This is a genomic window from Cryptosporangium aurantiacum (genome assembly GCF_900143005.1).
Lineage (GTDB): Bacteria > Actinomycetota > Actinomycetes > Mycobacteriales > Cryptosporangiaceae > Cryptosporangium > Cryptosporangium aurantiacum.
Genome location: NZ_FRCS01000005.1, coordinates 1 through 23,271 on the forward strand (window position 1 = coordinate 1; position 23,271 = coordinate 23,271).

Consider the following 23,271-nt stretch of genomic DNA (forward strand, 5'->3'; position numbering starts at 1 on the left):
CCCAGCGCAGCACCCCGGCCCAGCCAGTACCCCGACCCAGCCCAGCACCCCGACCCAGCGCAGCACCCCGACCCAGCGCAGCACCCCGACCCAGCAGCACCCGGTGCAGCAGCACTTTGGCCCAGCAGCACCCCAGCCCAGCGCAGCACCCCAGCCCACCGCAGCACTCCGGCCCGGCAGCATCGCCGACCAACGGCTAGGGCCGAGGGCTAACACCGACCCAGCGGCACCCCACAGGCCTCGCCGCTCGACGATTCAGCCGACCGGTGCGCCGTTCACGATGCGCGCGACCTCGTCCATTTGCTCTGCCGTCAGCGGGCCCTTCTCGAGGGCCCGGGCGTTCTCCTCGACCTGCGCCACGGTCTTGAAGCCGGGGATCGGCACCGTCCGCGGGCTGCGCCCCCAGATCCAGGCCAGCGCGCCCTGCGCCAGCGTGCGGCCGTCGCTGGTGAGCACGTCGCGGACGGCGTCCAGCCGGGCCAGCCAGTCCGCCGTCGGTCGACCGTCGGCGAACGCCGGGTGCCAGGAGGCACGGCGCCGCTGGTCGTCGTCGGCGAACGTCGTGGTTGGGGTGAACTTGCCGGTCAGCGCCCCCATGGCCAGCGGGCTGCGGTTGATGCTTCCCAGTCCGAACTCGTCGCAGAGTGCGAGCATCGCCGGGTCCTCGTAGCCCAGCACGCTCAGGCCATGTTGGACGACCGAGAAGCCGGGCGCCTCGGCGACCGCGCGGATCGAGGCGACGTCGTCCGTGCTCCAGCCCCAGGTGCGGATCGAGCCCTCACGGACCAGGTCGACGAGCACGTCGACCATCCGCAGCGCTTCCTCGGCGGGCAGGTCGCCGACGTGCAGCTGGTAGACGTCGATGTAGTCGGTGCCAAGCCGGCGCAGGCTCGCGGCCAGCTCCGACCGGATGCGGGACTCCAGGTCGGGGTCGGGCACCGGGTACTCCGAGACGGCGCTCTGCGCTTCGTCGACGCGGTACCCGAACTTCGTGGCGAGGACGACGTCGTCGCGGTGGCCGGCGAAGGCTCGGCCGAGGATGACTTCGCTGTGCCCGGCGCCGTAGTTCGCCGCGGTGTCGAAGAACGTGATGCCGAGTTCGTGCGCGCGACGCAGGGCACGCACGGATTCCTCGTCATCCACCGCGCTCCAGCCGCCGGGGGAACCCAGGAACGTCCAGGTTCCGCCGATGGCCCAGCAGCCCAGGCCGAGGGCAGAGACGTCGATGCCCGAACGGCCGAGCGTCCGCGGTTGTGCCGGCGCCATGCCGGTCTCCTTTCGTCGGTGGTGCTGCTGTCGACGGTAGAAGCCAAATGGACGGGTAACCATGGCCATTTCCGGGCCAATTCGATAGGACCATTCCGTGCGCATCCCTCTGGACCCCGCAAGTGCTGTGCCGCTGTACCGGCAGTTGGAGCGCTGGTTCGCCGACGCGATCACACGCGGCGCGCTTCCACCGGACAGTCGGCTGCCGTCCAGTCGAGCGCTCGCCGCCGACCTCGGCGTCAGCCGGGTCACGGTGGCCACGGCCTACGCGGAACTTGAGGCTGCCGGGCTGGTCGTCGCCGCCGTCGGCAGCGGCACGCGCGTAGCGCCCACGCTCCCGGCCGCGGTCAGCGCCGCGCGACCCGGCAGCCGCGCGCCAGCAGGTCCACGACCGTCTACGGCGCGCCGCGGGACACCCCCGGCGTCAAGGGCACCCAAAGCGACATCTCCGGCGTCAACGACACCCGATGCGACGTTCCCGGCGTCAACGACACCCGATGCGACGTTCCCGGCGTCAACGACACCCGATGCGACGTCCCCGGCGTCAACGGCACCCCTGACGACGTCCCCGGCGTCACCGGCACCCCTGACGACGTCCCCGGCGTCAACGGCACCCCTGACGACGTCCCCGGCGTCAACGGCACCTCGAACGAGGTCTCCGGGGCCGACCGCACCCCGAACGACGTCCCCGGCGTCAACGGCTCACCACACAACGTCCCTCGCGTCAGCGGCGCAGCCGGGCGGGCCATGGCCGGCGTGGCAGGGTGATCTCGCGGCAGACGGCCCGATCCCGGGAGTGCCTGGTAGCGAACCACTCGGCCCGAACGTCATCGCGTTCACCGGTGTCGGCGACCCGGCGGCCTACCCGGTTGCCGAGTTCGGCCGGACGCTCCGGCAAGTACTGGTTCGGGAAGGTGCGGCGGCGCTGAGTTATGGCCCGGACCCGGCGGGTGACGAGTCGCTGCGGCGGACCATCACTCAGCTACTGGCCAGCCAGGGGATCAGCACCTCACCCGAGTCGGTACTCGTCACATCGGGGTCCCAGCAGGCCCTCGCCCTGGTCTGCCAGGTGCTGGTGCGCCCCGGCGACACGGTCTTGGTGGAGGAACCCACCTACGATCTCGCGCTACGGCTGCTGCGCGCTGCGGGTGCGCAGCTGATCGGCATCCCGGTGGATACCCATGGCCTCCGGGTCGACGTTCTGGAACGGCTGCTGGAGCAGCACCGCCCGCGCCTGCTGTACGTGGTGCCGAACTTCCAGAACCCGACCGGCGCGACGCTGAGCGGGCCCCGTCGTCACGCGCTGCTGGCGACCGCCCGCGCGCACGGCGTGCCGGTTTTCGAGGACGACTTCGCCGGAGACCTGCGCTACTCCGGCCGCGCGACGCCCGCGATCAAGTCTCTGGACGACGGGGGCCACGTCCTCTACGCGGGCACGTTCTCGAAGCTGCTGATGCCGGGGCTGCGCGTCGGTTACCTGGTCGTCGACGGCCCGATCCGCCGACGCCTGGTCGAGACCAAGCAGGTCACCGACCTGGGGACGTCGCTCCTGCTCCAGCGGGCGCTGGACCGCTTCGTCACGGTGGGCCGATACCAGGCCAACCTCCGCCGCACCACGCGCCTCTACCGCGAGCGGCGGGACACCCTGCGGAGCGCGCTCACCGAGCACCTGCCGGATGCCCGGTTCGCGCTACCGGCCGGCGGGCTGTTCTGCTGGGTCGCGCTGCCCGCCGGGGTGCGCTCGGACGCCCTGGTCCGGGCCGCTCGCGATCGAGGCGTGGATGTGGCGCCAGGGTCCCGGTTCTTCCTCGACCCCACGCACGGCGCCGGTCACGTCCGCCTCAACTTCGCGGTACAACCCCCGGAACGGATCACCACCGGAGTGCGCCGGCTCGCCGCGGCCACCAACAGCCTGCGCTGACCGACGCGCTGCGCTGACCCGACGCGCTGCGCTGACCCGACGCGCTGCGCTGACCGACGCGCTGCGCTGACCCGACGCGCTGCGCTGACCCGACGCGCTGCGCTGACCCGACGCGCTGCGCTAACGACGCCCTGCGCTCATGACGCCCTGCGCTCATCGACGCGAAGGCGGGCTCTAAGCGCGCCTTACAGCCCGGTTTCCCGTCAGTCCCAGCGGAAGTACTTCGCCGCCGCAGCCAGCGAGACGACCGCCCAGGCCAACAGCGTCAGCACGTCGTTCAGGGGAACGCCGCCGCCCTCGCCGAGCACCGCCCGCAGACCGTCGGCGAGCGCCGCGCTCGGCAGGTAGCCGAGCACCCCCGCGACGCCGTCCGGCAGCGAGGAGAGCGGGAACACGATGCCGCCAGCGAACAGCAGCAGGAACCAGATCAGGTTCGCGGCGGCGAGCGTCGCCTCGGCCCGGAGCGTGCCAGCCATCAGCAGGCCGAGCCCGGCGAACGCAGCGGTGCCACACGCGACCAGCAGCACGACCGCGAGCGGATTGCCGTGCGGACGCCACCCCAGCGCGATGCCCACGCCGCTGATCACCGCGATCTGGATGACCTCCAGCGCCGCGACGGCCAGCGTCTTACCGCCGATCAGGCCCCACCGAGGCAGCGGCGTCGCTCCGAGCCGCTTCAACACCCCGTACCGCCGCTCGAACCCGGTCGCGATCGCCAGCCCGGTGAACGCGGCCGACATCACCGCGAGCGCCAAGATGCCGGGCACCAGGAAGTCGACCTTGCTCAGCCCGGACGTGGTCTCCAGGTCGAGGAACGGCTGGGTCACCAGCGCGACCGTCAGCAGCACCGGGATGATCAGGTTGAGCAGCAGCTGCTCACCGTGCCGGAGCGTAAGTTTCAGCTCCATCCACGTCTGCGCCAGCAGCATCCGGCGCCACGGAGCCGGTCCGGCGTCGGGCGTGAAAAGGCCGGGCGCGAGATTCACCGCAGTTCCCGTCCGGTCAGGTCAAGAAAAACGTCCTCCAGCGTGCGCCGTCCGACCTGCAGGTCGCTCGGCATCACCGCCCGGTCCGCGCACCAGGCCGTCACCGCGGCCAGCAACTGCGGACCGATCGCCGCGGGCGGCCCGGTCACCTGGTAGCCGCCGTCGCCCGCGCTCGCGGCGACGCAGCCGGCCGGCAGCGTCGCGGTGAGCCCGAGCAGCGCCTCGGCGTCCAGGTCGGCGTCCGCGCGAAACCGCAGCGTCGGCTGCTCGCCGCGGGTCAGCGCGGCCGGGGTGCCCTGCGCGACGGCCTTACCCGCGTCGACGATCAGCACCTCGTCGGCCAGCCGCTCGGCCTCGTCCATGTGGTGGGTGGTGAGCACGACTGTCACGCCGTCGGCGCGGAGCGCCTCCACGATGCGCCAGACCGCGTGCCGCGCCTGCGGGTCCAGGCCCGCGGTCGGCTCATCCAAAAAGACCAATTCCGGACGCCCGACGACGGCCATCGCCAGCGACAGCCGCTGCTGCTGACCACCGGAGAGCCGACGCACCGCGGTGCGGGCGACGTCGGTGAGGCCGAGCAGCTCGAGCAGCAGGTCGGGGTCGAGCGGGTTCCGGCTGTAGCTGGCGGTGAGGCGCAGCATCTCGGCGGTACGCGCGCCCGGATAGGCACCACCGCCCGCCTGCAGCATCACGCCGACCCGCGGCCGCAGCGCCGCCGCGTCGCGCACCGGGTCGAGGCCCAGCACCCGCACCTGGCCACCGTCGGCGCGGCGGAAGCCCTCACACGTCTCGATCGTGCTCGTCTTACCTGCGCCGTTCGGGCCGAGGACCGCGAAGACGACCCCGCGGGGAACCCGGAAACTCAGGCCGTCGACCGCGACCTTCGCGCCGTACCGCTTGACGAGCCCGGTGACCTCGACGGCGGACCCGAGGGTGTCGCCGTCCCTCTCCGGCGCAGCCATCGTGCGCGCGTGGGTGGAGGAGGTCACGTCGACAGAGTGTAGGCGCCCCCCGCCGCTCCCGGTGCGCCGAGCCGACGCGTACCGCATCACATCCGCATGACGTCGCCGACACACGACTCGTTCAGGTACTGGACGATAGAGAGGTGAGTAGCACCAACCGGGTTCCGGAAACCAGGCTGATGGGCGACGACGAGCTCTCAGCCGACGACGCGTGGGCAACGTTGCGGCAGTACGGCCGGTGGCATCTGCTGCGGGACGCGTTCGTGCGGTTCCGGTACGGCGACGGGTTCAGCCACTCGCGGGCGCTGGCGCTGCAGCTGTGTCTGGCCGCGGTGCCGTTCCTGATCGCGCTCACCGGCCTCGCCGCCGACCTCGGCGCCGAGGAGGGCGGCAAGATCGTCGCCGACACGGTGCTGGAGCTGACGCCGCGGAGCAGCGACGCGCTCGTCGAGCAGACCCTGCACGGCGGCGAGCAGGCCGAGAACGTCGGCGAGTTCGCGCTGGTCAGTGGCTTGATCACCGGGATGGTGGCGCTCGCGACCGCGATGGCGCAGGTCGAGCGCGGCGCGAACCGGATGTACGGCGTCGAGCGGGACCGGCCCGCCCTGCACAAGTACGCCCGCGCGATCGTGCTGTCGTTCATCGCCGGGCTGCCGGCGTTCCTCGGGTTCCTGGTGCTGGTGGCCGGTGAGCCGTTCGGTGACGCGGTGGTCTCCGAGTACGGCTGGCCCGCGTGGATCGAGACCACCTGGGACATCGTCCGCTGGCCGATCGGGCTGGTGCTCACCGTCGTCTCGATCGCGTTGCTGTTCGAGCAGGCACCGCGCCGGCGACAGCCGGGCGTGTCGTGGCTGGTGTTCGGGGCCGGTGTCTCGACCGTGCTCTGGCTCGCCGCGACGCTGGGCCTGGCGCTGTACGTCCAGGGGAGCGGGGCGTTCCCGGACACCTACGGACCGCTCACCGCGGTGATGGCGCTGCTGCTCTGGGCGAACCTGACGTCGATCGCGCTGTTCCTCGGGTTGGCGTTCGCCGCTCAGCTGGAGGCGCTGCGCGTCGGTCAGCCTGAGCCTGCCGAACCCGACCGCTGGCGCCCGATGCCGGACGACGCCCACGAGGACGGTGCCCAGAAGGACGGTGCCCAGAAGGACGGTGCCCAGAAGGACGGTGCCCAGAAGGACGGTGCCCAGAAGGACGGTGCCCAGAAGGACGGTGCCCAGAAGGTCGGCAACCAGGAGAACGGGGCCCCCGCAGCCGAGCCTGCCGGCACGTAGCGCAACTCCGAGGTGCGGTTATCCGCACCTCGGACGGCCGGTCCGCCCGGATGTACGCCGACGCCGCTCCCGCGACGCTGAACCGCATGAACGTAGTGGAACTCGACCGGGTCACCCGGCGATACGGCAACACCACCGCCCTCGACGGCGTCAGCCTGAGCATTCCGTCCGGCTCGTTCGTGGCGGTCATGGGCGCCACCGGATCCGGGAAGAGCACGCTGCTGCAGTGCGCGGCCGGGCTCGACCGGCCCGACTCCGGAACGGTCCGGCTCGCCGGTGACGACATCGGCCGGAAGCGCGAACGAGCGCTGACGCGGCTGCGGCGCGACAAGATCGGCTTCGTCTTCCAGTCGTACAACCTGCTCTCCGAGCTGACGGTCCGGCAGAACGTGCTGCTGCCGGTCCGGCTGGGCGCGCGCCGCACCAGGCCGGTGGAGGACACGCTGGAGGCCGTCGGGCTGGGCGGCTTCGGCGGACGCAAGGTCGGGCAGCTGTCCGGCGGGCAGCGTCAGCGGGTCGCGCTCGCCCGCGCGCTGATCACCGGTCCCGCGGTGGTGTTCGCGGACGAGCCGACCGGGGCGCTGGACCCCACGACCGGCGGCCAGATCCTCCGGCTGCTGCGCGAATCCGTCGACCGGGACGGCCTCACGGTCGTGATGGTGACCCACGACCCGGTGGCGGCTGCCTGGAGCGACCGGCTCGTGCTGCTGCACACCGGAACCATCGTCTCCGACTCCCCCACGCCCGCCACCGAGACGATCGCCACCCGGCTGCGCGCCGCGTTCGCCGGGGTGAACGCGGCATGAGGGCCGGGCTCGTCCGGCAGGCACTGCGCAAGCAGCCCTGGTCGTTCGCCGGACCGTTCATCACCCAGTGCCTGGCCGCCGCGCTGGTCACCGGAGCGCTGGGAGCCGCGTCGTCGCTCCCGGCCGGATCGGACCTCGCGGCGTTCGCCGGGGTCCTGGTCGGTCTCGCGGTCTACCTCTCCGCGATCATCGTCGGCGTGACGATGAGCTCCACGATCGCCCGGCAGGCGCGGGACATCGCGCTGGTCCGTGCGGTCGGGGCCGCGCCGGGACAGGTGCGGCGGGCCGCCGCGGGGCAGGCCGCGGTGGTGGCCGTTCCGGCCACGCTGGCCGGTGTCCCGCTCGGCACGGTGGGTGGCAGCGCCTGGGTCGACAGCCTGGTCACGCACGACGTCGTATCGGCGACGGTCACGTTCGAAGCGCATCCGGCGGCGTTCCCGATCGCGCTGGCGATCACGCTGGGAACCTCGGTCGTCGGCGCGTTGATCGCGGCGATCCGCCCGTCCCGGGTGCGGCCAGCGGTCGCGCTGACCGACACCGCGGCGCCGCGGCGGCAGCTCGGACCGATCCGGACGCTGCTCGGCCTCCTCTTCGTCGCCGGTGGCGTGGCCGGGTCGATCGTGATCTCCGGGCTCGACGCGGACGCGGCCGAGCAGAGCGCGTTCTTCGTCCTGCTGGCCATGTGCGTGGGCGCCGGACTGCTCGCACCGGCGCTGCTGCGGGTCACCGCTCCGCTCGCCCTGCTGCTCGGCCCGATCGGACGGCTGGCCGCCGACAACCTCGCCGCGCGGGCGAGGTCGTACTCCGGCGCGCTCGTCCCGCTGGTGCTCGCCGCCGCGTTCGCCCTGATCAAGATCGCGGCGCATACGACGGCCGAACACGTCACCGGGCGTCCGCAGCCGGCCTCGGACGTCTGGCTCGACTACTCCGGCACCGCGGTCTACACGGTGTTCGCCGCGGTGGCGGCGCTCACCACGTTGATCACCGTGGTGCTGGGCCGCCGCCGGGAACTGGCGCTGCTGCGGCTGGCCGGTGCCACGCGGGCGTCCGCGCTGGGGGTCGTGGTCTGCGAGGCTCTGATCGTGACGGTCACCGGTCTGCTGGTGGCGGCGGGCGCCGCTGCCGCGACGCTGCTGCCGATGCTGCCCACGGCGCCCTACGTGCCGAGCGGCGTCGTGGTCGCCGGTGTGCTCGGCACGGCGCTGGTGGTCGGGGCGGGGATGGTCGCACCCGCGCTCGGCGTGATGCGCCGGCCGGCGATCGCCTCGGTGGGAGACGGTTCGTGATTCGGTCCCTCCTCCGGGCGCCGATCGAGGCGAGGACGTGGCAGGAGTTCCGCTACGTCCTCGTCGGCCTGTGTTTTGCCCTGCCGGTGGTCCCGGTCGCGGTCGTGGGTATCGCCGGGGTGATCTACTCGCTGGTCACGATCGGTCTCCCGCTGCTGGTCGGCGCCCTGCTCGTGTTCCGGCACACGGTGCGGTGGTTCCGGTTGCCCGCGCGCTGGTTACTCGGCCTGGACTGGCCGTCACCGGCTCCCCGGCCCACCTCCGGGGGCGTCGTCCGATTCGTGGAATCCGTGCTGCGTGACGGCACCGCGTGGCGTGCGTTCGCGTACGGCATCGTGAAGTTCCCGCTGATGTTCGCCGCGACCTACCTGGGTGGGAGCGCCGCGCTGGTCGGCGTCCTCGCGACCACGTACCCGGCCTGGTGGTTCCTCGTTCCGCTGGACCGCACGTGGGCGGGCACCTGGTGGTTCGTACCCCAGGGCGTCGCGCTCGTGCTCGTGTTCCCCTGGGTGATCCGGCTCCTGGTCGGCCTCGACCGGTTACTGATCCGCGCCCTGCTCGAGCCCCACCCGGACGCCACCCGGATCGCCGCGCTCGAGGCCAGCCGGGCCGCGCTGCGCGCCGACTCGGCGGCGGTGCTGCGGCGGGTCGAACGGAACCTGCACGACGGTACCCAGGCCCGCCTGGTGGGCCTCGGCGTCACGCTGTCCCGCATCGAGGCCAGGGTCGACGACGGGGCCGTGCGCTCGATGGTCGCCGATGCCCAGGACGCGGTCGTCGACGCGCTCACCGAACTGCGCGACATCGTCCGGGGGCTACACCCGCCCGCCCTCGACGACGGCCTGCCGGTCGCGATCGAAACGCTGGCCGGCCGGGGTGCCGTTCCGGTCGACGTCCACATCGACCTGACCGGCCAGCCGCCGGACGCGATCGCGTCCGCGCTGTACTTCACGGCCGGAGAGCTGCTGACGAACGTGTCCCGGCACGCGGGCGCGACCCGCGCCCGGCTGGACCTCCGCGAGGAGGGCGAGGTGGTGCGCCTGGTCGTCGCCGACGACGGACGCGGCGGCGCCCGCCTCGACCCGCACGGCAGCGGTCTGGTCGGCCTGCGTCGCCGGGCGGTCGCGCTGGACGGCACGCTCGACATCGACAGCCCGACCGGCGGCCCGACCACCGTGACCGTCACGCTCCCGAAGGAGGCCTGACTAGTGCGGGTCGTCATCGCCGAGGACAATCCCCTGCTCCGGGACGGCATCCGGCTGCTGCTGACCGACCACGACATCGCGGTCTGCGCCGCCGTCGACAACGCGGAGGAGCTGCTCGCCGCCGTCGCCGAGCACGACCCGGACGCCGCGATCGTCGACGTCCGGATGCCGCCGACCCACACCGACGAGGGGCTCCGGGCCGCGATCACGATCCGGGCCGAGCATCCCCGAACCAGCGTCCTGGTGTTCTCCCAGTGGGTGGAGACCGGATACGCCCGTCGGCTGCTCGCCGACCGGCCCACCGGAGTCGGGTACCTGCTGAAGGACCGGATCGTCCGGACCCGCGATTTTCTGGACGCTCTGCAGCGCGTCGCCGAGGGCGGCACCGCGCTGGACCCGGAGGTGGTCCGCCAGCTGGTCGCGGTCCGGCCGGTCGACGCGGGGCTGGCCCGGCTCTCGGCCCGCGAGCGCGAGATCCTCGAGTTGCTGGCCGAGGGTCGCTCGAACATCGCGATCTCCGAACACCTGCGGCTGGCCGCGCGCAGCGTCGAGAAACACGTCACCGCGATCTTCACGAAGCTCGACCTGCCGCAGGACCGCACCGACCACCGCCGGGTGCTCGCCGTTCTGCGCTACCTCAATTCGCAAGCCCAATAACCCACGAGCGACGTAGTAACCCGCGAACAATCCGGCTGAAATACCCGTCACCGACCCTCGAGAGATGCAGACGACGCCGCGATTCCTGCAGGGAGCCTTCCCGTTCGTCGGAGAGGGCCTGGAAAAGCCGATCCTGCTGGCACCGAGCCTGTCCTACGTCGTGCCACTCGGAGCCACCGCACAACCGCTCTATTTCCGCGGCGGCAACAGCACCGACGAGCTGGTCGCCGTCGTGCTGATGCGCGACGGGACACCGATGCGGTACTTCCCGATCGGGGCCAAGGGCAACACGCACGTCGCGCTGCGGGTGGTCGAGGACCTGCTGTCGGACACCCGGATCGAACTGTACGTCGCCGCACCGGACGGACTGGCCGGGACGCTGATCGTCGATCTCGGCCTGGTGGAGATCTGATGGCGCGACTGGTCGTCGTCGGCAACGGGATGGCCGGCGCCCGCGCGGTGGAGGAGATTCTCGCCCGCGGCGGCAGCGCGCGGTTCACGATCACCATGTTCGGCGACGAGCCGCACGGCAACTACAACCGGATCCTGCTCTCCCACCTGCTGGCCGGTGAGGACCCCGAGGACCTGCTGCTCAACCCGGTCGACTGGTACCGCGAGAACGCGGTCACACTGCACGCGGGCGTCCGGGTGGTCCGGATCGACCGGTGGGCGAAGCTGGTCTACGCGGACAACGGCGAGATCACGCCGTACGACACGCTGATCCTCGCCACCGGCAGCCGCACGTTCTTCCCGCCGATGGACGGCCTCTGGGCCGACAACCACCGGCTGACGCCGGGCGTCTTCGGCTTCCGCACGCTGGCCGACACGCACGCGATGGTCGCGTACGCGAAGAGCCATCGGCGTGCGGTCGTGATCGGCGGCGGCCTGCTCGGCCTGGAGGCCGCGCACGGCCTCCAGCAGCACGGTCTGACGGTGCACGTCGTGCAGGGTGGCCCGGTCCTGATGAACCAACAGTTGGACGAGGAAGCCGGCCGAATACTCCGGAATACGATCGAGCGCCGTGGGATCGCCGTCCACACCGGTGCCCGCACGGTGGCGATCCGGCGGAATTCGTCCGGAGCAGCGTCCGGCGTCGAGTTCGCGGACGGCACCGTCCTCGATGCCGACATGGTGGTGGTCACCGCGGGCATCCGCCCCAACACCGGGCTGGCGCAGGTCTCCGGCCTCACCGTCGAGCGTGCGATCGTCGTCAACGACCGGATGCAATCGATCGACGACGACGCCATCTACGCGGTCGGCGAATGCGTCCAGCACCGCGGCGAGGTGTACGGCCTGGTGGCTCCGCTCTGGGAGCAGGCGTCGGTGCTGGCCGATGTCCTTACGGGTACGAACCCGCAGGCGGCGTACCACGGCACACGCACCGCGACGAAGCTCAAGGTGGCCGGCATCGACCTGGCGTCGATGGGGTTCACCCGCCCGGAGCGGGACGACGACGAGTTCGTCCGCTTCTCCGAGCCGAAGCGCGGTGTCTACAAGAGCGTGGTGGTGCGGGACGGACGGCTGGTCGGCGCGGTACTGCTCGGCGACGTCGGCAAGGTCTCGTTCCTGATGCAGGCGTTCGACCGTGGGCTGCCGTTGCCCGAGGAACGGGTGGCGCTGCTCTTCGACCTCGGCACCCCGGAAGCGGCCGTGGGCGTGGCCGAGCTCGACGAGGACGCCCAGGTCTGCAACTGCAACGGGGTGAGCAAGGGTGCGCTGGTCGCGTGCGTCCGCGGCGGCGTTCGCACCGTGAACGGGGTGATGGCCGCGACTCGCGCGGGCAAGGGTTGCGGGGCGTGCAAAGGCCTGGTCGCCGAGGTCGTCGAGTGGGCCGCCGACGGGGACGTCGAGGAAGATCCGGCCGCAGACTGGTACGTGCCGTGCATCCCGATGGAGAAGCCCGAGCTGATGGCGGCGATTCGATCGCAGGAGCTGAAATCCGTCTCGGCCGTGTTCGCGGCCCTGGCCATGGACGGACAGGAGGACGCCGCCAGCAAGATGCCGCTCACGTCGCTGCTGCGGATGATGTGGGCGGACGAGTTCGTCGACGAACGGGGCGGCCGGTTCATCAACGACCGGGTGCACGCCAACATCCAGCGCGACGGCACGTTCAGCGTCGTCCCCCAGATGAAGGGGGGCGTCACGAACCCGCACCAGTTGCGCCGCATCGCGGACGTGGCGGAGAAGTACCGGATTCCGATGGTCAAGCTGACCGGAGGTCAGCGCATCGACCTCCTCGGCGTCCGCAAGGAGGACCTGCCGAAGGTCTGGGCCGACCTGGACATGCCGTCCGGATACGCGTACGGCAAGAGCTTCCGCACGGTGAAGACGTGCGTCGGTTCGGATTTCTGCCGCTACGGTCTCGGCGACTCCACGGCGCTCGGGATCGCGATCGAGGACCGGTTCAAGGGCCTGGAGAGCCCGGCGAAGATGAAGCTCGCGGTGACCGGCTGCCCACGGAACTGTGCCGAGGCGTACTGCAAGGACTTCGGCGTGGTGGCGGTGGACGGCGGGCGCTGGGAGATCTACATCGGTGGGGCGGCTGGCGCGCACATCCGGAAGGGCGACTTGCTGGCGACCGTCGACTCCCCCGACACGGTGGTGGAGCTGGTCGGGCGCTGCATCCAGTACTACCGGGAGACCGCGAAGTGGCTGGAGCGCACGTACACGTGGGTGCCGCGGTTGGGCATCGAGGCGATCCGGGCCGCCATCGCCGACGACGCCGAAGGGCTGGACGCACGCCTGGCGGTATCGATCGGCGCGTACCGCGATCCGTGGCTGGAGGGGCGTGACCCGGCGACGCCCGGACAGTTCCGCACGGCGTTGCCCCTGGTGGAGGTGCGGTGACCGTCGTCGGGCCGGTGGACGAGATCCCGCCGGGGGAAGGGCGGGTGTACGTGGTCGACGGCGAGCAGGTCGCGGTGTTCCGGCTGACCGACGGGTCGGTACGGGCGCTGGGAGCGGTCTGCCCGCACGCCGGCGGTCCGCTGGCCGACGGACTGATCGACGGGGCGATCGTGCTCTGTCCGCTGCACAACAACGCGTTCGAGCTGGCCACCGGGTGCTCCACCACGGGGCAGCCGCCGGTCACGTCCTACCCGGTGAGCGTCGATCCCGACGGCCGCCTGGTCCTCGGCTGACGGGCACGCACCGGACGCCAAGCGTCGTCTTAAGTACTCGCCAAGTCGCCCCAAGCGCACCCCAATAGCGGCGGGTCACGGTGTCGGCATTCCACCGACACCGAATGGAGCAAGACCCATGACCGACCTCACCGTTGCCGCGCCGCTGTCCGAGCTGACCGTGGCCGGACGCGTCCTGCTGCCCGGCGAGCCGGGCTACACCGAGCTGGCGATGCCCTGGAACGTCGCCGTTCCGAGCGCACCGATCGCGGTCGTCGAGGCGGCGTCCGCGGACGACGTCGTCGCCGCGGTCCGGTTCGCCGGGCGCCACGGGATCGAGGTGAGCGTCCAAGCCACCGGCCACGGGGCCCCGGCCGGACCGCAGCGCCCGTCGCTGCTCGTACACACCGGGCGCCTGGACGAGCTGGTCATCGACCCGGCGGGGTCGGCCCGGGTCGGTGCCGGCGTCCGTTGGGCTCAGGTGCTGGAGGCCGCCGCGCCGCACGGGCTCGCGGGGCTGGCCGGTTCCGCGCCGAACGTCGGCGTTGTCGGTTACCTGACCGGCGGCGGGATCGGGCCGGTCGTCCGGACGTTCGGCGTCGCCTCGGACTTGGTCACCGCGTTCGACGTCGTCACCGGCGACGGCGAGCTCCGCCGGGTGACCGCCACCGAGAACCCGGCGCTGTTCTGGGGCCTGCGCGGCGGCAAGGGCGCGCTGGGCATCGTCACCGCGGTCGAGTTCGAGCTGGTCCAGGTCGCGGAGATCTTCGGCGGCTGCGTCTACTTCGACGCCGCGGACGCGTCGGCGATCGCGCACTCGTGGGCGATGTGGACCGAGGAGCTGCCGGAGGAGGCGACCTCGTCGCTGGCCGTGATGCGGATGCCGCCGATGCCGGGTGTGCCCGAGCCGCTGGCCGGGAAGGTCACCGTGGCGCTGCGCTTCGCCTGGGTCGGTGACCCCGAGCAGGGCGAGCGGGTCGTCGCGCCGATGCTGAAGCTCGGCACGATCGTCCTCGGCGGGATGGGCGTGCTGCCGTACGCCGCGCTCGGCTCGATCCACGCCGACCCGGTCGACCCGATGCCGGTGCACGAGGCCAGCGGCCTGCTCAGCGGGCTGCCCTCCGCGGCCGTCGACCAGCTGATCGCGCTGGCCGGTCCGGACGCCGAGTGCCCGCAGGTGATCGTCGAGCTGCGGCACCTCGGCGGCGCGTTCGCCCGCCCGTCCGCCCACCCGAGCGCGTTCAACCACCGGCACGCGGCCTACACCGTGCAGACGATCGGTATCGGCGCGCCGCCGGTCGTCGAGGCGGTGACCGCGCACGGCGACGCGCTGCTGAGCGCGCTGGGACCGTGGTCGGTCGAGGGGTGCCTGCCGAACTTCGTCGCGTCGCACGACCCGGCCGAGGTCGCGCGCAAGTACGACGCGGAGACGCTGACCCGGCTCGCGACGCTGGCCGCGACCTACGACGCTCGCGGGGTCATCGCCGCAGCCCAGCCGATCCACGCCGCTTGCCTGCTGAGCAAGTGATCGGTTGAGTGACGCACCCGATCGGCCGGATCCCCTACCGGCCGATCGGGTGGTTCCGGTGCGTGTGCGGACGGATTTCCGACTCGTCCACCGTGCGCGGCCGTTCCCGGGGCAAAAATCGTGGGACGGCTGTACCGCGACCGGTGACGGAGGACCAGGTGGAGTACCGCGTCCTGGGTCCGTTGGAAGTGCTGCGCGACGGCAGGCCGTTGGATCTGGGCGCCCCCAAGCAACGCACGGTGCTGGCGCTCCTGCTGCTCGACGCCGGGCGCGTCGTGTCGGTCGACCGGCTGCTCGACGCGGTCTGGGGCGACGACCACCCGCCCAGCGCGACGGCGAGCCTGCAGGCGTACGTCTCGAACCTCCGCCGGATCCTGCGGGACGGTGACTCGGTCACCTCCCCGATCGTCCGCCGGATGCCCGGTTACCTGCTGGACGTCCGGCCGGAGCAGCTGGACCTGACGCACTTCCGGGCCGACGCCGACCGGGCGCAGGCCGCCGTGCGGGACGGGCGGTGGGCGGACGCCGTCGTGGCTGCGGAGGGGGCCCTGGCACGGTGGCGCGGTCCGCTGCTGTCCGAGGTGGAGGACGAGGAGTGGGTGCGGCTCGTCGCCACCGGCCTGGACGAGCGGCGCACCGAGTGCGTCGAGGACCTGGTCACCGCTCTGCTCGGTGCCGGGCGGGCCACCTACGCGCTCGACCTGGCCCGGCAACTGCACGACGCCCAGCCGCTGCGTGAGCGGGCCTGCTGGCTCCACGTCCTGGCGCTGCACCGCACCGGACGAACCAGCGACGCCCTGGAGGTCTACCGGGCGCACGTCCGCATCCTGAACACCGAACTGGGGCTGGAGCCCGGCCCCACCCTCCGCGACCTGCAGAGCGCGATCCTGCGGCAGGACGCCGCGCTGCTCGCCTGGCCGGCCCCGACCGCGCCTCCGCCGTCGGCCGTGGAACAGCAGGCCGCGCCGCCGACCGCTCCGACGACCACCGAGACGCTGGTCGGCCGCCACCGCGAACTCGCGGAGATCGACGCGCTCCTCGCCGACCTGCGGGCGGGCACCGGCCGCTGGGCGCTGATCACCGGCCCGGCGGGCATCGGGAAGACCCGGCTCGCCGAGGAGGCGGTGGCGCGCTGGGGTGGCACGGTGACCAGGGCGAGCTGCCCGGAGGACGACGGTGTGCCGCCCTGGTGGCCGATCCGTCAGCTGATCCGCGGGCTCGGTGCCGACCCGGACGTCGTCCTGGCCGCGCCCGCCGACATCGACGCCGACGCAGCCCGCTACGCGGTCTACGAGCGGGTGCACGGCCTGCTGGCCGAGGCCACCGGCAGGGCGCCGGTACTCGCGTTCGTCGACGACGTCCAATGGGCGGACGCCTCGTCGCTGCGGTTCCTGACTTACCTGGCCGCCGTTCCGGACCCGCTGCTGCTGGCCGTCATCCTCACGATGCGCGATCCGTCCGGACCGCCGTGCGGCGACATGCCGCGGCTGCTCACCGGCATCGCGCGGCGGACCGGCACCCGTCAGCTCCCGGTGCCGCCGCTGCTCGCGGACGAGGTCGCCGAGCTGGTCAGCACGGTGAGCGGCGAAGCCGTCGCGGTCCAGGAAGCCCGGGACCTCACCGACCGCACCGGCGGCAACCCGTTCTTCGTCAGCGAGTACGCGCGGTTGCCCCGCGAGGACCGGGCGGCGGGCGAGCTGCCGCTGGCCGTGCGGTCGGTGCTCGGACGGCGACTCGGCGGCCTGGACCCGGCCGTCGTCGAGGTGCTCCGGGCCGCGGCCGTGCTCGGCGATCCGCTCGACCTCGACCTGCTCCGGACCGTGACCCGGCTGGACGCCGACGACCTCGCCGACCGCCTCGACGAGGCCGCCGACGAACGCATCATCGTTCCGGCACCGGGCAGCGGCAGCTACGCGTTCGCGCACGGCCTGCTGCGGGACGAGGTGCTCACCGGCATGTCGCCGGTGCGGTTGCAGCGCCTGCACGCCAGGGCGGCCGAGGCGCTGGGGCCCGGCGGCCCGACCGAGCGGCTCGTCCGCCGGGCCGCGCACCTGACCGCCGCCGTCCCGATGGTCGACGCGACCGAGGCGTACGAGGCCTGCCGGACCGCCGCGACGGACGCGGAGCACCACTGGCACTCCGACTCGGCGGCCCAATGGTGGGGTGCGGCGTCGGAGGTTTTTGACCTCCTCCCGCCCGACCGCCGCTCCGACGCCGCCCGCGACGAGCTGCTGATCGCCCGGGTGAACGCGCTGGCCAAGGCCGGTCGCGGCCAGACCGTGCTGGACGTCGTCGACGCCGCGTTGCTGGACGCGGTCCGGGCAGGCCGCACGCGCTCGGCCGGACGGCTGGCGAGCACGCTGCTGCGCACGGCCGGTTCCTGGCCGTGGGCGACGTACGGCGCCGACCCCGGGCCGCTGCTCGCGCGTCTGGCCGGTGTGGAGCGCCGGCTGGTGAACGATCCGGTTGCGCACGCACAGGTGCTGGCCGCGCTCGCGGTCGGCAGTTACTACGACCCCGACTCGTCCGTGCCCGACCTGCTCAGCGCGAGGGCGCTGGAGCTCGCCGAGCAGACCGGCGACCCGGACGCGCTGGCCGACGCGCTGCTGGGCCGCGCGCTGACGTTCTCGGCGATCGCCGGCCGCGCGGCCGAATCCGAGGCGGTGCTGCAGCGGTTGGCCGAGCTGCCCCACGAACAAGCACCGGTGGACGACGTCCTGCGGCACGGCATGCTCTGGCTGGCCGAGTTCATGATGGGCAACCTGGACGCCGCCGAGGAGCACCACCGGCTCGGCGCGGAGGGCTGTGACCTGCTGCGGCTGCCGGTCAGCCGGGTCCAGTTCCGGTGGGCCGAGGGGACGCTCGCGCACTGGCGGGGCGACCTGGATGCCGCCCAGGCGATCTACGACCACGCCTATCAGCTGCACCGGCAGACCGAGCTGTACATCGGTGGCGCCCAGTACCTGGCGATGCTGTCGCTGCGCTGGGAGGAGGGGCGGCTGGACGCGGCGTTGCCGCCGGACGAGTGGGCCGAGGACCAGGAGGCGAATCCGGACGTCCTCGACTTCACCCGGGCGGCGCAGGCGGCCGCCGACGGCCGGGTGAACGACCTGGACGGGCTGATCGGGTCCGCGCTCGCCCACACCGCGCTCACCACCTGGACGACGCACGGCAAGCTGACGCTGCTCGCGCACCTCACGGTGGACGCCGGGCTCACCCGGCACGTCCCGGCGCTGCTCGCGGCGCTGGAGCCGCTGGCCGGGCAGATCGCGAACATCGGTGTCATCGGGGTGCTCAGCCCGGTCGACCTGGCGCTGGCCCGGCTGCACGCGCTGGCGGGCGACCACGACGCCGCCCACCGGTCGCTGGACGCCGCCCGCGCGCTGGCCGAACGCACCGGCGGTCAGCCCACCCTGCTCCGCTGCCGCCTGCTCGCAGCGCAGCTGGCCGAGGCCCCCGATCCGGCCGAACTCCGCGCCCTCGCCGAAGAAGCCGAAAAGGCCGGCCTCCTGGGCGTCGCGGCCGAAGCTATCGCTTACGGCCGAGCCAACGGAGCCAGAGTTCCGCGACCGGGACGTTGAAGACGCAGCCGAACGCGTTCTTCGAGCCGATCGACCCGATCGACCGCACCGAGGCGATGCTGCCCATCGAGCCGATGCTCGCGATCGACCCGGCGCTGCCGATCGACGCGATGCTGCCCGCGGAACCGATCGACGCGATGCTCCCGGCGGAGCCGATGCTCGCGATCGACCCCGCGCTCCCGAACGAGAAGATGCTGCCTGCCGAGCCGATCGACGCCTTCGACCGGACCGACGTCCGATCGGTCAGCGACGTACCCGACCCAGGATCATCCGACTCGGACGAACCCGAGCCGGCGACGACATGGAGCTTGCGTTCTCCGGTCACGATCCTCAGTCTCCCACTCGCTCGGGTGCCCCGGTCGCGCTGAGCCAGGCGTCGGTGCGTCGTTCACGGTCCCACCAGTTCCGGTACGGACCGTCAACGGCCAGCAGGGCCTCGTGCGTTCCGCGCTGGACGACCCGTCCGGCGTCCAGCACCACGACCTCGTCGGCCTGCTCGCATCCGGCCAGCCGGTGCGTGATCAGCACGGTCGCCCGGCCCTCGGTGGCCGCCAACAGGTCCCGGGCCAGCGCGTCGGCGGTCACCGGGTCGAGGTTCGCGGTCGGCTCGTCCAGCACGACCACCGGAAACCCGGCCAGCACCACGCGGGCCAGCGCGAGCCGCTGCCGCTGCCCACCGGAGACCTGCGCGCCACGCTCCCCGACCGGCGTGTCCAAACCGTCCGGTAGCGACCGCACCCACCCGTCGATCCGCGCGGCCGCCAGCGCGGCCCAGAGTTCCGGTTCGTCCGCGGCCGGACGGGCGACACGAAGGTTGTCCCGGATCGACGTGTCGAACAGGTGGGCGTCCTGTGCACACCAGCCGATCAGCCGGCGGACGGCGTCCGGATCGAGCTTGTCGACGGGGAGGCCAGCCAGCGTGAACGATCCGGCAGACGGGTCGAGGAATCGCACCAGCACCGCGGCGAGCGTGCTCTTACCGGCGCCGGAGGCGCCGACCACCGCGATCCGACGCCCCGGCTCGACCCGCAGGTCGACGTCGGAGAGCGCCGGACGCGACGCTCCCGGCCAGCGTGCGCTCACCCCGGAGAGCACGAGCGGGAACGGGGAGCCCGGCGTCCCCGTCCCCGCGGCCACCGGAGGCTCGGCCGCGAACACCTCGTTCAGACGCGCGGTCGACTCCCGGACCCGCACCAGCGACTGCGCCGCCGCAGGCAACCCCGTCACCGCCTCGAACGCCGCCAGCGGTAGCAGGACCACGACCGCGAGCAGCACCGGGTCGAGCCGCCCGGCGTCCACCGCGGTCGCGCCCGCGGCGAGAGCGGCGAGCACCGCTCCGCCGGTGGCCAGCGCGGTGAGCCCCGCGCCGACGCCGGCAGCGACCGCCGACCGGGCCGCAGCGCGGGCGAGCCGCCGATCGAGAGCGTCGAGCGCCACCAGCCGCCCATGCGCCGAGCCGTGGGCGATCAGCTCGGGCGCACCCTGCAGCAGCTCCACCACCCCGGCGGTCATCGCGGCCCGATCGGTGACCGTCTCCCGCTCGGCTCTGGCCGCGGTGCGCACCGTCAGCCAGGGGACGACGACGCCCGCGACGAGCAGCGCGACGGCCAGCGCCGCACCGGCGGCCGGGAGCAGCAGCCCGGCGCCGAGGACGGACAGCCCGCCGACGACCACCGCGACCGCGATCGGCAGCCGGACCCGCAGGTAGCGGTCCTGAATCTGGTCGACGTCGGACACGAACCGGGCGAGCAGGTCGCCACGCCGGAACGCCGGTAGGCCGGCCGGGCCGAGGCGTTCCAGCCGGGCGTACACCCGCGACCGCAGCGACGCCAGGACGCGGAACGTGGCGTCGTGCCCGACCAGCCGCTCGGCGTACCGCAGGACGCCCCGCCCCAGCCCGAACGCGCGGACCGCGGTCACCGCGACCGCCAGCTCCAGCACCGGCGGCTGCTGCGACGCCCGGCTGATCAGCCATCCCGACGTCGCCAGCAGCGCGACCGCGCACCCGAGCGCCCCGGCGCCCAGTGCTCCCGCGGCGACCAACCTACGCAACGCGTACACCACCCATCCGCACGACGTGATCGGCGAGCGACACCAGCGCGGGCCGGTGCGCGACCACCACCGCGGTGCGACCCTCCACCAGGCGACGCAGCGCGGCGAGTACCCGCTGCTCGCTGTCCCCGTCGAGGTTGGCGGTCGGCTCGTCGAGCAGCACGATCGGTGCGTTACGCAGGAAGGCCCGAGCCAGCCCCACCCGCTGCCGCTCACCGGCGGACAACCCCGAGCCGTCCTCCCCCAGCGTCCGGTCGAGCGCGAACCCACCCAGGTCGGCGTCGGCGGCCGCGGCGGCGACCTCGGCGTCGGTCGCGTCCGGGCGGCCGAGCCGGATGTTCTCCGCGATCGTGCCCGCGATCAGCGTCGGCCGCTGCGGGACCCACGCGAGGTGGGACCGCCAGCTCGACGGGTCGAGGTCGGCCAGGTCGGTACCGCCGATCCGCACCCGACCGGCGTCCGGGGGAACGAAACCGAGCAGTACGGACAGCACCGTGGACTTGCCTGCCCCGCTGGGGCCGGTCAGCGCGGTGACGGTTCCGGGCCGGACGACGAGCGAGGTGCCGTCGAGGGCCGCCTCCGACCGCCCGGGGTACCGGACCGTGACGTTCTCCAGCGTGAGCGCACCGACCGGCACGCCGGTGCGCGATCCCGCCGAGGGCAACGGGGTCTCCAGGACCGTGAACACCTGGTTCGCCGCCTCCAGCCCCTCGGTACTCGCGTGGAACTGGGCGCCGACCTGGCGCAGCGGCAGGTAGACCTCGGGCGCCAGGATCAGCACGAGCAAGCCGACCTCCAGCGTCAGCGAACCCTCGACCAGCCGCAGCCCGATCGACACCGCGACCAGCGCCACCGAGATCGTCGCGAGCAGCTCGAGCACCAACGAGGAGAGGAACGCCGCGCGCAGGACGCCGAGCGTGGTGCGGCGGTAGTCGTCGGTGATCCGCCGCACGGTCGCCACCTGGGCCTTGGCGCGGCCGAACACGATCAGCGTCGGGAGCCCGGCCACGACGTCCAGGAAGTGGCCGGACAGCCGGGACAACGCGTCGAACTGGCGCCGCGTCCGGCTCTGCGTGTACCAGCCGACCAGGGCCATGAAGATCGGGATCAGCGGCACGGTCACGACCAGCACGACCGCGGTGAGCGGGTCCGCGGCCAGCAGCCGGGCACCGAGCAGGACCGGCACCACGACCGCGAGGATCAGCACCGGCAGGTAGCGGGCGAAGTAGCCGGTGAGCGCGTCGACGCCGCGGGTGGCCAGCGTCGCGAGGTTGCCCGCCCCGGCGCGTTCCAGCCAGGCGGGGCCGAGCGCGACGGCCCTGGCGAGCAGCGCGCGCCGCAGCGCGGAGATCACCGCGGCGCCCGTCCGGTGCGCGATCGTGTCCTGCGCCCAGGCGAGCACCGCGCGACCGAGCGTCACCAGCGCGAGCCCGATCAGCTCGGGCCGCACGTCCCGGTCGCCGCCGGCGACCACTCCGGCGATCGCGCTCGCCAGGTACGTCGCCTGCGCGACGAGCAACACCGCGGACGCCGTCCCGAGCGCCACGCTCGCGACCAGGAACCAGCGGGTCGCCCGCGCGTAGCGGAGCAGCCGTGGGTCCAGAGGCTTCATTTCGCTGCGGAGGCCAGCGCCGCGCCCGCCGACGGCGGGAGGTCGTTGACCCCGATGCGCTTGCGGAACACCCAGTACGTCCAGGCCTGGTACAGCAGGACCAGCGGCGTGAACGCCAGCGCCGCCCACGACATGATCGACAGCGTGTACGGCGTCGCGGCCGCGTTCGTCGTGGTCAGGCCGTAGGCGTCGGCCAGGCTGGACGGTGCGACGTCCGGGAACAGCCGGACGAACAGCGTCGCGGAGACGAGCACGATCGCCGCGCCGGTGCCGAGAAACGCCCAGCCTTCGCGGCCCCGGGCGTTCGCCGCCCCGGCGGCCAGCAGCGCGACGAGCGCGGCGGCGCCGGTGGCCCAGGTGATCGGCTCCGGATCGCTGGCGACAAGTGCGACCGCGGTGACCACCAGCGCCCCGAGCAGCACGCGTCCTGCCAGCGTCCGGGCCCGCGTCCGCACGTCGCCGGTGGTCTTGAGCGCGAGGAACACCGCGCCGTGCAGCACCGACAGCGTCAGCGTGGTGAGGCCACCGACCAGACCGGCGAGCGTGAACAGGTCGGCCACCGACCCGGCGAACTCGTTGTCGGCGTCGATCGGAAGGCCGGCCAGCAGGTTCCCGAAGACGAAGCCCCAGACGAACGCCGGGACGACCGAACCGAACACGATGCAGCGGTCCCAGCGCCGCTGCCAGGCCGGATCGACCCGCTTGCCGCGGTACTCGAACGCGAGCGCCCGCACGATCAGCGCGATCAGGATCAGCAGCATCGGCAGGTAGAACGCGCTGAGCAGGGTGGCGTACCACTCCGGGAACGCCGCGAACGTGGCGCCGACGGCGGCCACGACCCAGACCTCGTTGCCGTCCCAGACCGGGCCGATCGTGTTGATCAGCACCCGTCGCTCGGTGTCGTTGCGGCCGAGCACGGGCAGCAGCGCGCCGACGCCGAAGTCGAACCCTTCGAGGAAGAAGTAGCCGGTCCAGAGGAACGCGAGGACGACGAACCAGACGGTAGTGAGCTCCATGTG

General features: G+C 72.8%; 16 protein-coding genes and 2 pseudogenes. 13 read left to right on the forward strand and 5 right to left on the reverse strand.

Features of this window, described 5'->3' with window-relative positions:
* Window positions 1–255: 255 nt before the first annotated feature.
* Window positions 256–1,266: an aldo/keto reductase gene (locus tag BUB75_RS17550; protein WP_073258550.1), complete on the reverse strand. Its 1,011-nt coding sequence runs from the start codon at window positions 1,264–1,266 to the stop codon at window positions 256–258.
* A gap of 127 nt (window positions 1,267–1,393) precedes the next feature.
* Here BUB75_RS17550 and BUB75_RS48850 point away from each other — a divergent pair.
* Together BUB75_RS48850 and BUB75_RS47675 are read left to right on the forward strand one after the other, a co-directional pair.
* Window positions 1,394–1,579 (forward strand): annotated as a pseudogene (locus BUB75_RS48850) (GntR family transcriptional regulator); the annotation flags it as partial.
* 483 nt (window positions 1,580–2,062) lie between these two features.
* Window positions 2,063–3,187, forward strand: a complete 1,125-nt coding sequence (locus BUB75_RS47675) for an aminotransferase-like domain-containing protein (RefSeq protein WP_245806287.1) — start codon at window positions 2,063–2,065, stop codon at window positions 3,185–3,187.
* 203 nt (window positions 3,188–3,390) lie between these two features.
* Here the strand turns inward: BUB75_RS47675 and BUB75_RS17560 are convergent, their stop codons facing one another.
* Complete coding sequence (locus tag BUB75_RS17560; protein WP_073259133.1) at window positions 3,391–4,116, reverse strand: ABC transporter permease; 726 nt, start codon at window positions 4,114–4,116, stop codon at window positions 3,391–3,393.
* A gap of 53 nt (window positions 4,117–4,169) precedes the next feature.
* The gene (locus tag BUB75_RS17565) at window positions 4,170–5,135 is read right to left on the reverse strand and encodes an ATP-binding cassette domain-containing protein (protein WP_073258554.1); all 966 of its coding nucleotides are present in this window, start codon (window positions 5,133–5,135) and stop codon (window positions 4,170–4,172) included.
* A gap of 143 nt (window positions 5,136–5,278) precedes the next feature.
* Between BUB75_RS17565 and BUB75_RS17570 the strand changes: the two genes are divergently transcribed.
* The 11 genes from BUB75_RS17570 to BUB75_RS46275 all read left to right on the forward strand — a co-directional run bounded on the left by BUB75_RS17570 (window position 5,279) and on the right by BUB75_RS46275 (window position 18,956).
* Window positions 5,279–6,406 (forward strand): YhjD/YihY/BrkB family envelope integrity protein, encoded by a 1,128-nt coding sequence (locus tag BUB75_RS17570; RefSeq protein ID WP_084741416.1) that lies wholly within the window; start codon window positions 5,279–5,281, stop codon window positions 6,404–6,406.
* 86 nt (window positions 6,407–6,492) lie between these two features.
* The gene (locus BUB75_RS17575) at window positions 6,493–7,212 is read left to right on the forward strand and encodes an ABC transporter ATP-binding protein (RefSeq protein ID WP_073259134.1); all 720 of its coding nucleotides are present in this window, start codon (window positions 6,493–6,495) and stop codon (window positions 7,210–7,212) included.
* The gene (locus tag BUB75_RS17580; protein WP_073258557.1) at window positions 7,209–8,498 is read left to right on the forward strand and encodes an FtsX-like permease family protein; all 1,290 of its coding nucleotides are present in this window, start codon (window positions 7,209–7,211) and stop codon (window positions 8,496–8,498) included. Before BUB75_RS17575 ends, BUB75_RS17580 begins: the two co-directional genes overlap by 4 nt.
* Window positions 8,495–9,703: a sensor histidine kinase gene (locus BUB75_RS17585; protein ID WP_084741419.1), complete on the forward strand. Its 1,209-nt coding sequence runs from the start codon at window positions 8,495–8,497 to the stop codon at window positions 9,701–9,703. The genes BUB75_RS17580 and BUB75_RS17585 overlap by 4 nt, the downstream gene beginning before the upstream one ends.
* A 3-nt stretch (window positions 9,704–9,706) precedes the next feature.
* Window positions 9,707–10,360 carry a response regulator transcription factor gene (locus tag BUB75_RS17590; protein ID WP_073258559.1) on the forward strand — a complete coding sequence of 218 codons (654 nt, stop codon included), beginning with the start codon at window positions 9,707–9,709 and terminating at the stop codon, window positions 10,358–10,360.
* Window positions 10,361–10,424: 64 nt separating this feature from the next.
* Window positions 10,425–10,772: a molybdopterin oxidoreductase gene (locus BUB75_RS17595; RefSeq protein WP_073258561.1), complete on the forward strand. Its 348-nt coding sequence runs from the start codon at window positions 10,425–10,427 to the stop codon at window positions 10,770–10,772.
* Window positions 10,772–13,207, forward strand: coding sequence for a nitrite reductase large subunit NirB (nirB, locus tag BUB75_RS17600; protein WP_073258563.1), 2,436 nt, complete (start codon window positions 10,772–10,774; stop codon window positions 13,205–13,207). Before BUB75_RS17595 ends, nirB begins: the two co-directional genes overlap by 1 nt.
* On the forward strand, window positions 13,204–13,500 hold the full coding sequence (locus BUB75_RS17605) for a Rieske (2Fe-2S) protein (protein WP_073258565.1): 297 nt from the start codon (window positions 13,204–13,206) through the stop codon (window positions 13,498–13,500). Before nirB ends, BUB75_RS17605 begins: the two co-directional genes overlap by 4 nt.
* A 118-nt stretch (window positions 13,501–13,618) precedes the next feature.
* Window positions 13,619–15,007: an FAD-binding oxidoreductase gene (locus BUB75_RS17610; protein ID WP_073258567.1), complete on the forward strand. Its 1,389-nt coding sequence runs from the start codon at window positions 13,619–13,621 to the stop codon at window positions 15,005–15,007.
* A 158-nt stretch (window positions 15,008–15,165) separates the two neighbouring features.
* Window positions 15,166–18,588: an ATP-binding protein gene (locus BUB75_RS17615; RefSeq protein WP_073259136.1), complete on the forward strand. Its 3,423-nt coding sequence runs from the start codon at window positions 15,166–15,168 to the stop codon at window positions 18,586–18,588.
* Window positions 18,585–18,956, forward strand: a complete 372-nt coding sequence (locus BUB75_RS46275) for a hypothetical protein (protein WP_073258569.1) — start codon at window positions 18,585–18,587, stop codon at window positions 18,954–18,956. Before BUB75_RS17615 ends, BUB75_RS46275 begins: the two co-directional genes overlap by 4 nt.
* Here BUB75_RS46275 and cydD read toward each other — a convergent pair.
* Together cydD and cydB are read right to left on the reverse strand one after the other, a co-directional pair.
* Window positions 18,919–22,252, reverse strand: a pseudogene (cydD, locus tag BUB75_RS48515) (thiol reductant ABC exporter subunit CydD). The gene BUB75_RS46275 and the pseudogene cydD sit on opposite strands and share 38 nt — an antisense overlap.
* A complete protein-coding gene (cydB, locus tag BUB75_RS17630; protein ID WP_073258571.1) occupies window positions 22,249–23,268 on the reverse strand; it encodes a cytochrome d ubiquinol oxidase subunit II in 1,020 nt (339 codons plus the stop codon). The pseudogene cydD and the gene cydB overlap by 4 nt, the downstream one beginning before the upstream one ends.
* Window positions 23,269–23,271: the final 3 nt, after the last annotated feature.

Excerpts from the sequence above, each read along its gene's own strand:
- BUB75_RS17550 (WP_073258550.1), bottom strand. The coding sequence starts at position 1,266 with ATGGCGCCGGCACAACCGCGGACGCTCGGCCGTTCGGGCATCGACGTC.
- BUB75_RS17560 (WP_073259133.1), bottom strand. The coding sequence starts at position 4,116 with ATGCTGCTGGCGCAGACGTGGATGGAGCTGAAACTTACGCTCCGGCAC.
- BUB75_RS17565 (WP_073258554.1), bottom strand. The coding sequence starts at position 5,135 with ATGGCTGCGCCGGAGAGGGACGGCGACACCCTCGGGTCCGCCGTCGAG.
- BUB75_RS17575 (WP_073259134.1), top strand. The coding sequence starts at position 6,493 with ATGAACGTAGTGGAACTCGACCGGGTCACCCGGCGATACGGCAACACC.
- BUB75_RS17580 (WP_073258557.1), top strand. The coding sequence starts at position 7,209 with ATGAGGGCCGGGCTCGTCCGGCAGGCACTGCGCAAGCAGCCCTGGTCG.
- BUB75_RS17595 (WP_073258561.1), top strand. The coding sequence starts at position 10,425 with ATGCAGACGACGCCGCGATTCCTGCAGGGAGCCTTCCCGTTCGTCGGA.
- nirB (WP_073258563.1), top strand. The coding sequence starts at position 10,772 with ATGGCGCGACTGGTCGTCGTCGGCAACGGGATGGCCGGCGCCCGCGCG.
- BUB75_RS17610 (WP_073258567.1), top strand. The coding sequence starts at position 13,619 with ATGACCGACCTCACCGTTGCCGCGCCGCTGTCCGAGCTGACCGTGGCC.
- cydB (WP_073258571.1), bottom strand. The coding sequence starts at position 23,268 with ATGGAGCTCACTACCGTCTGGTTCGTCGTCCTCGCGTTCCTCTGGACC.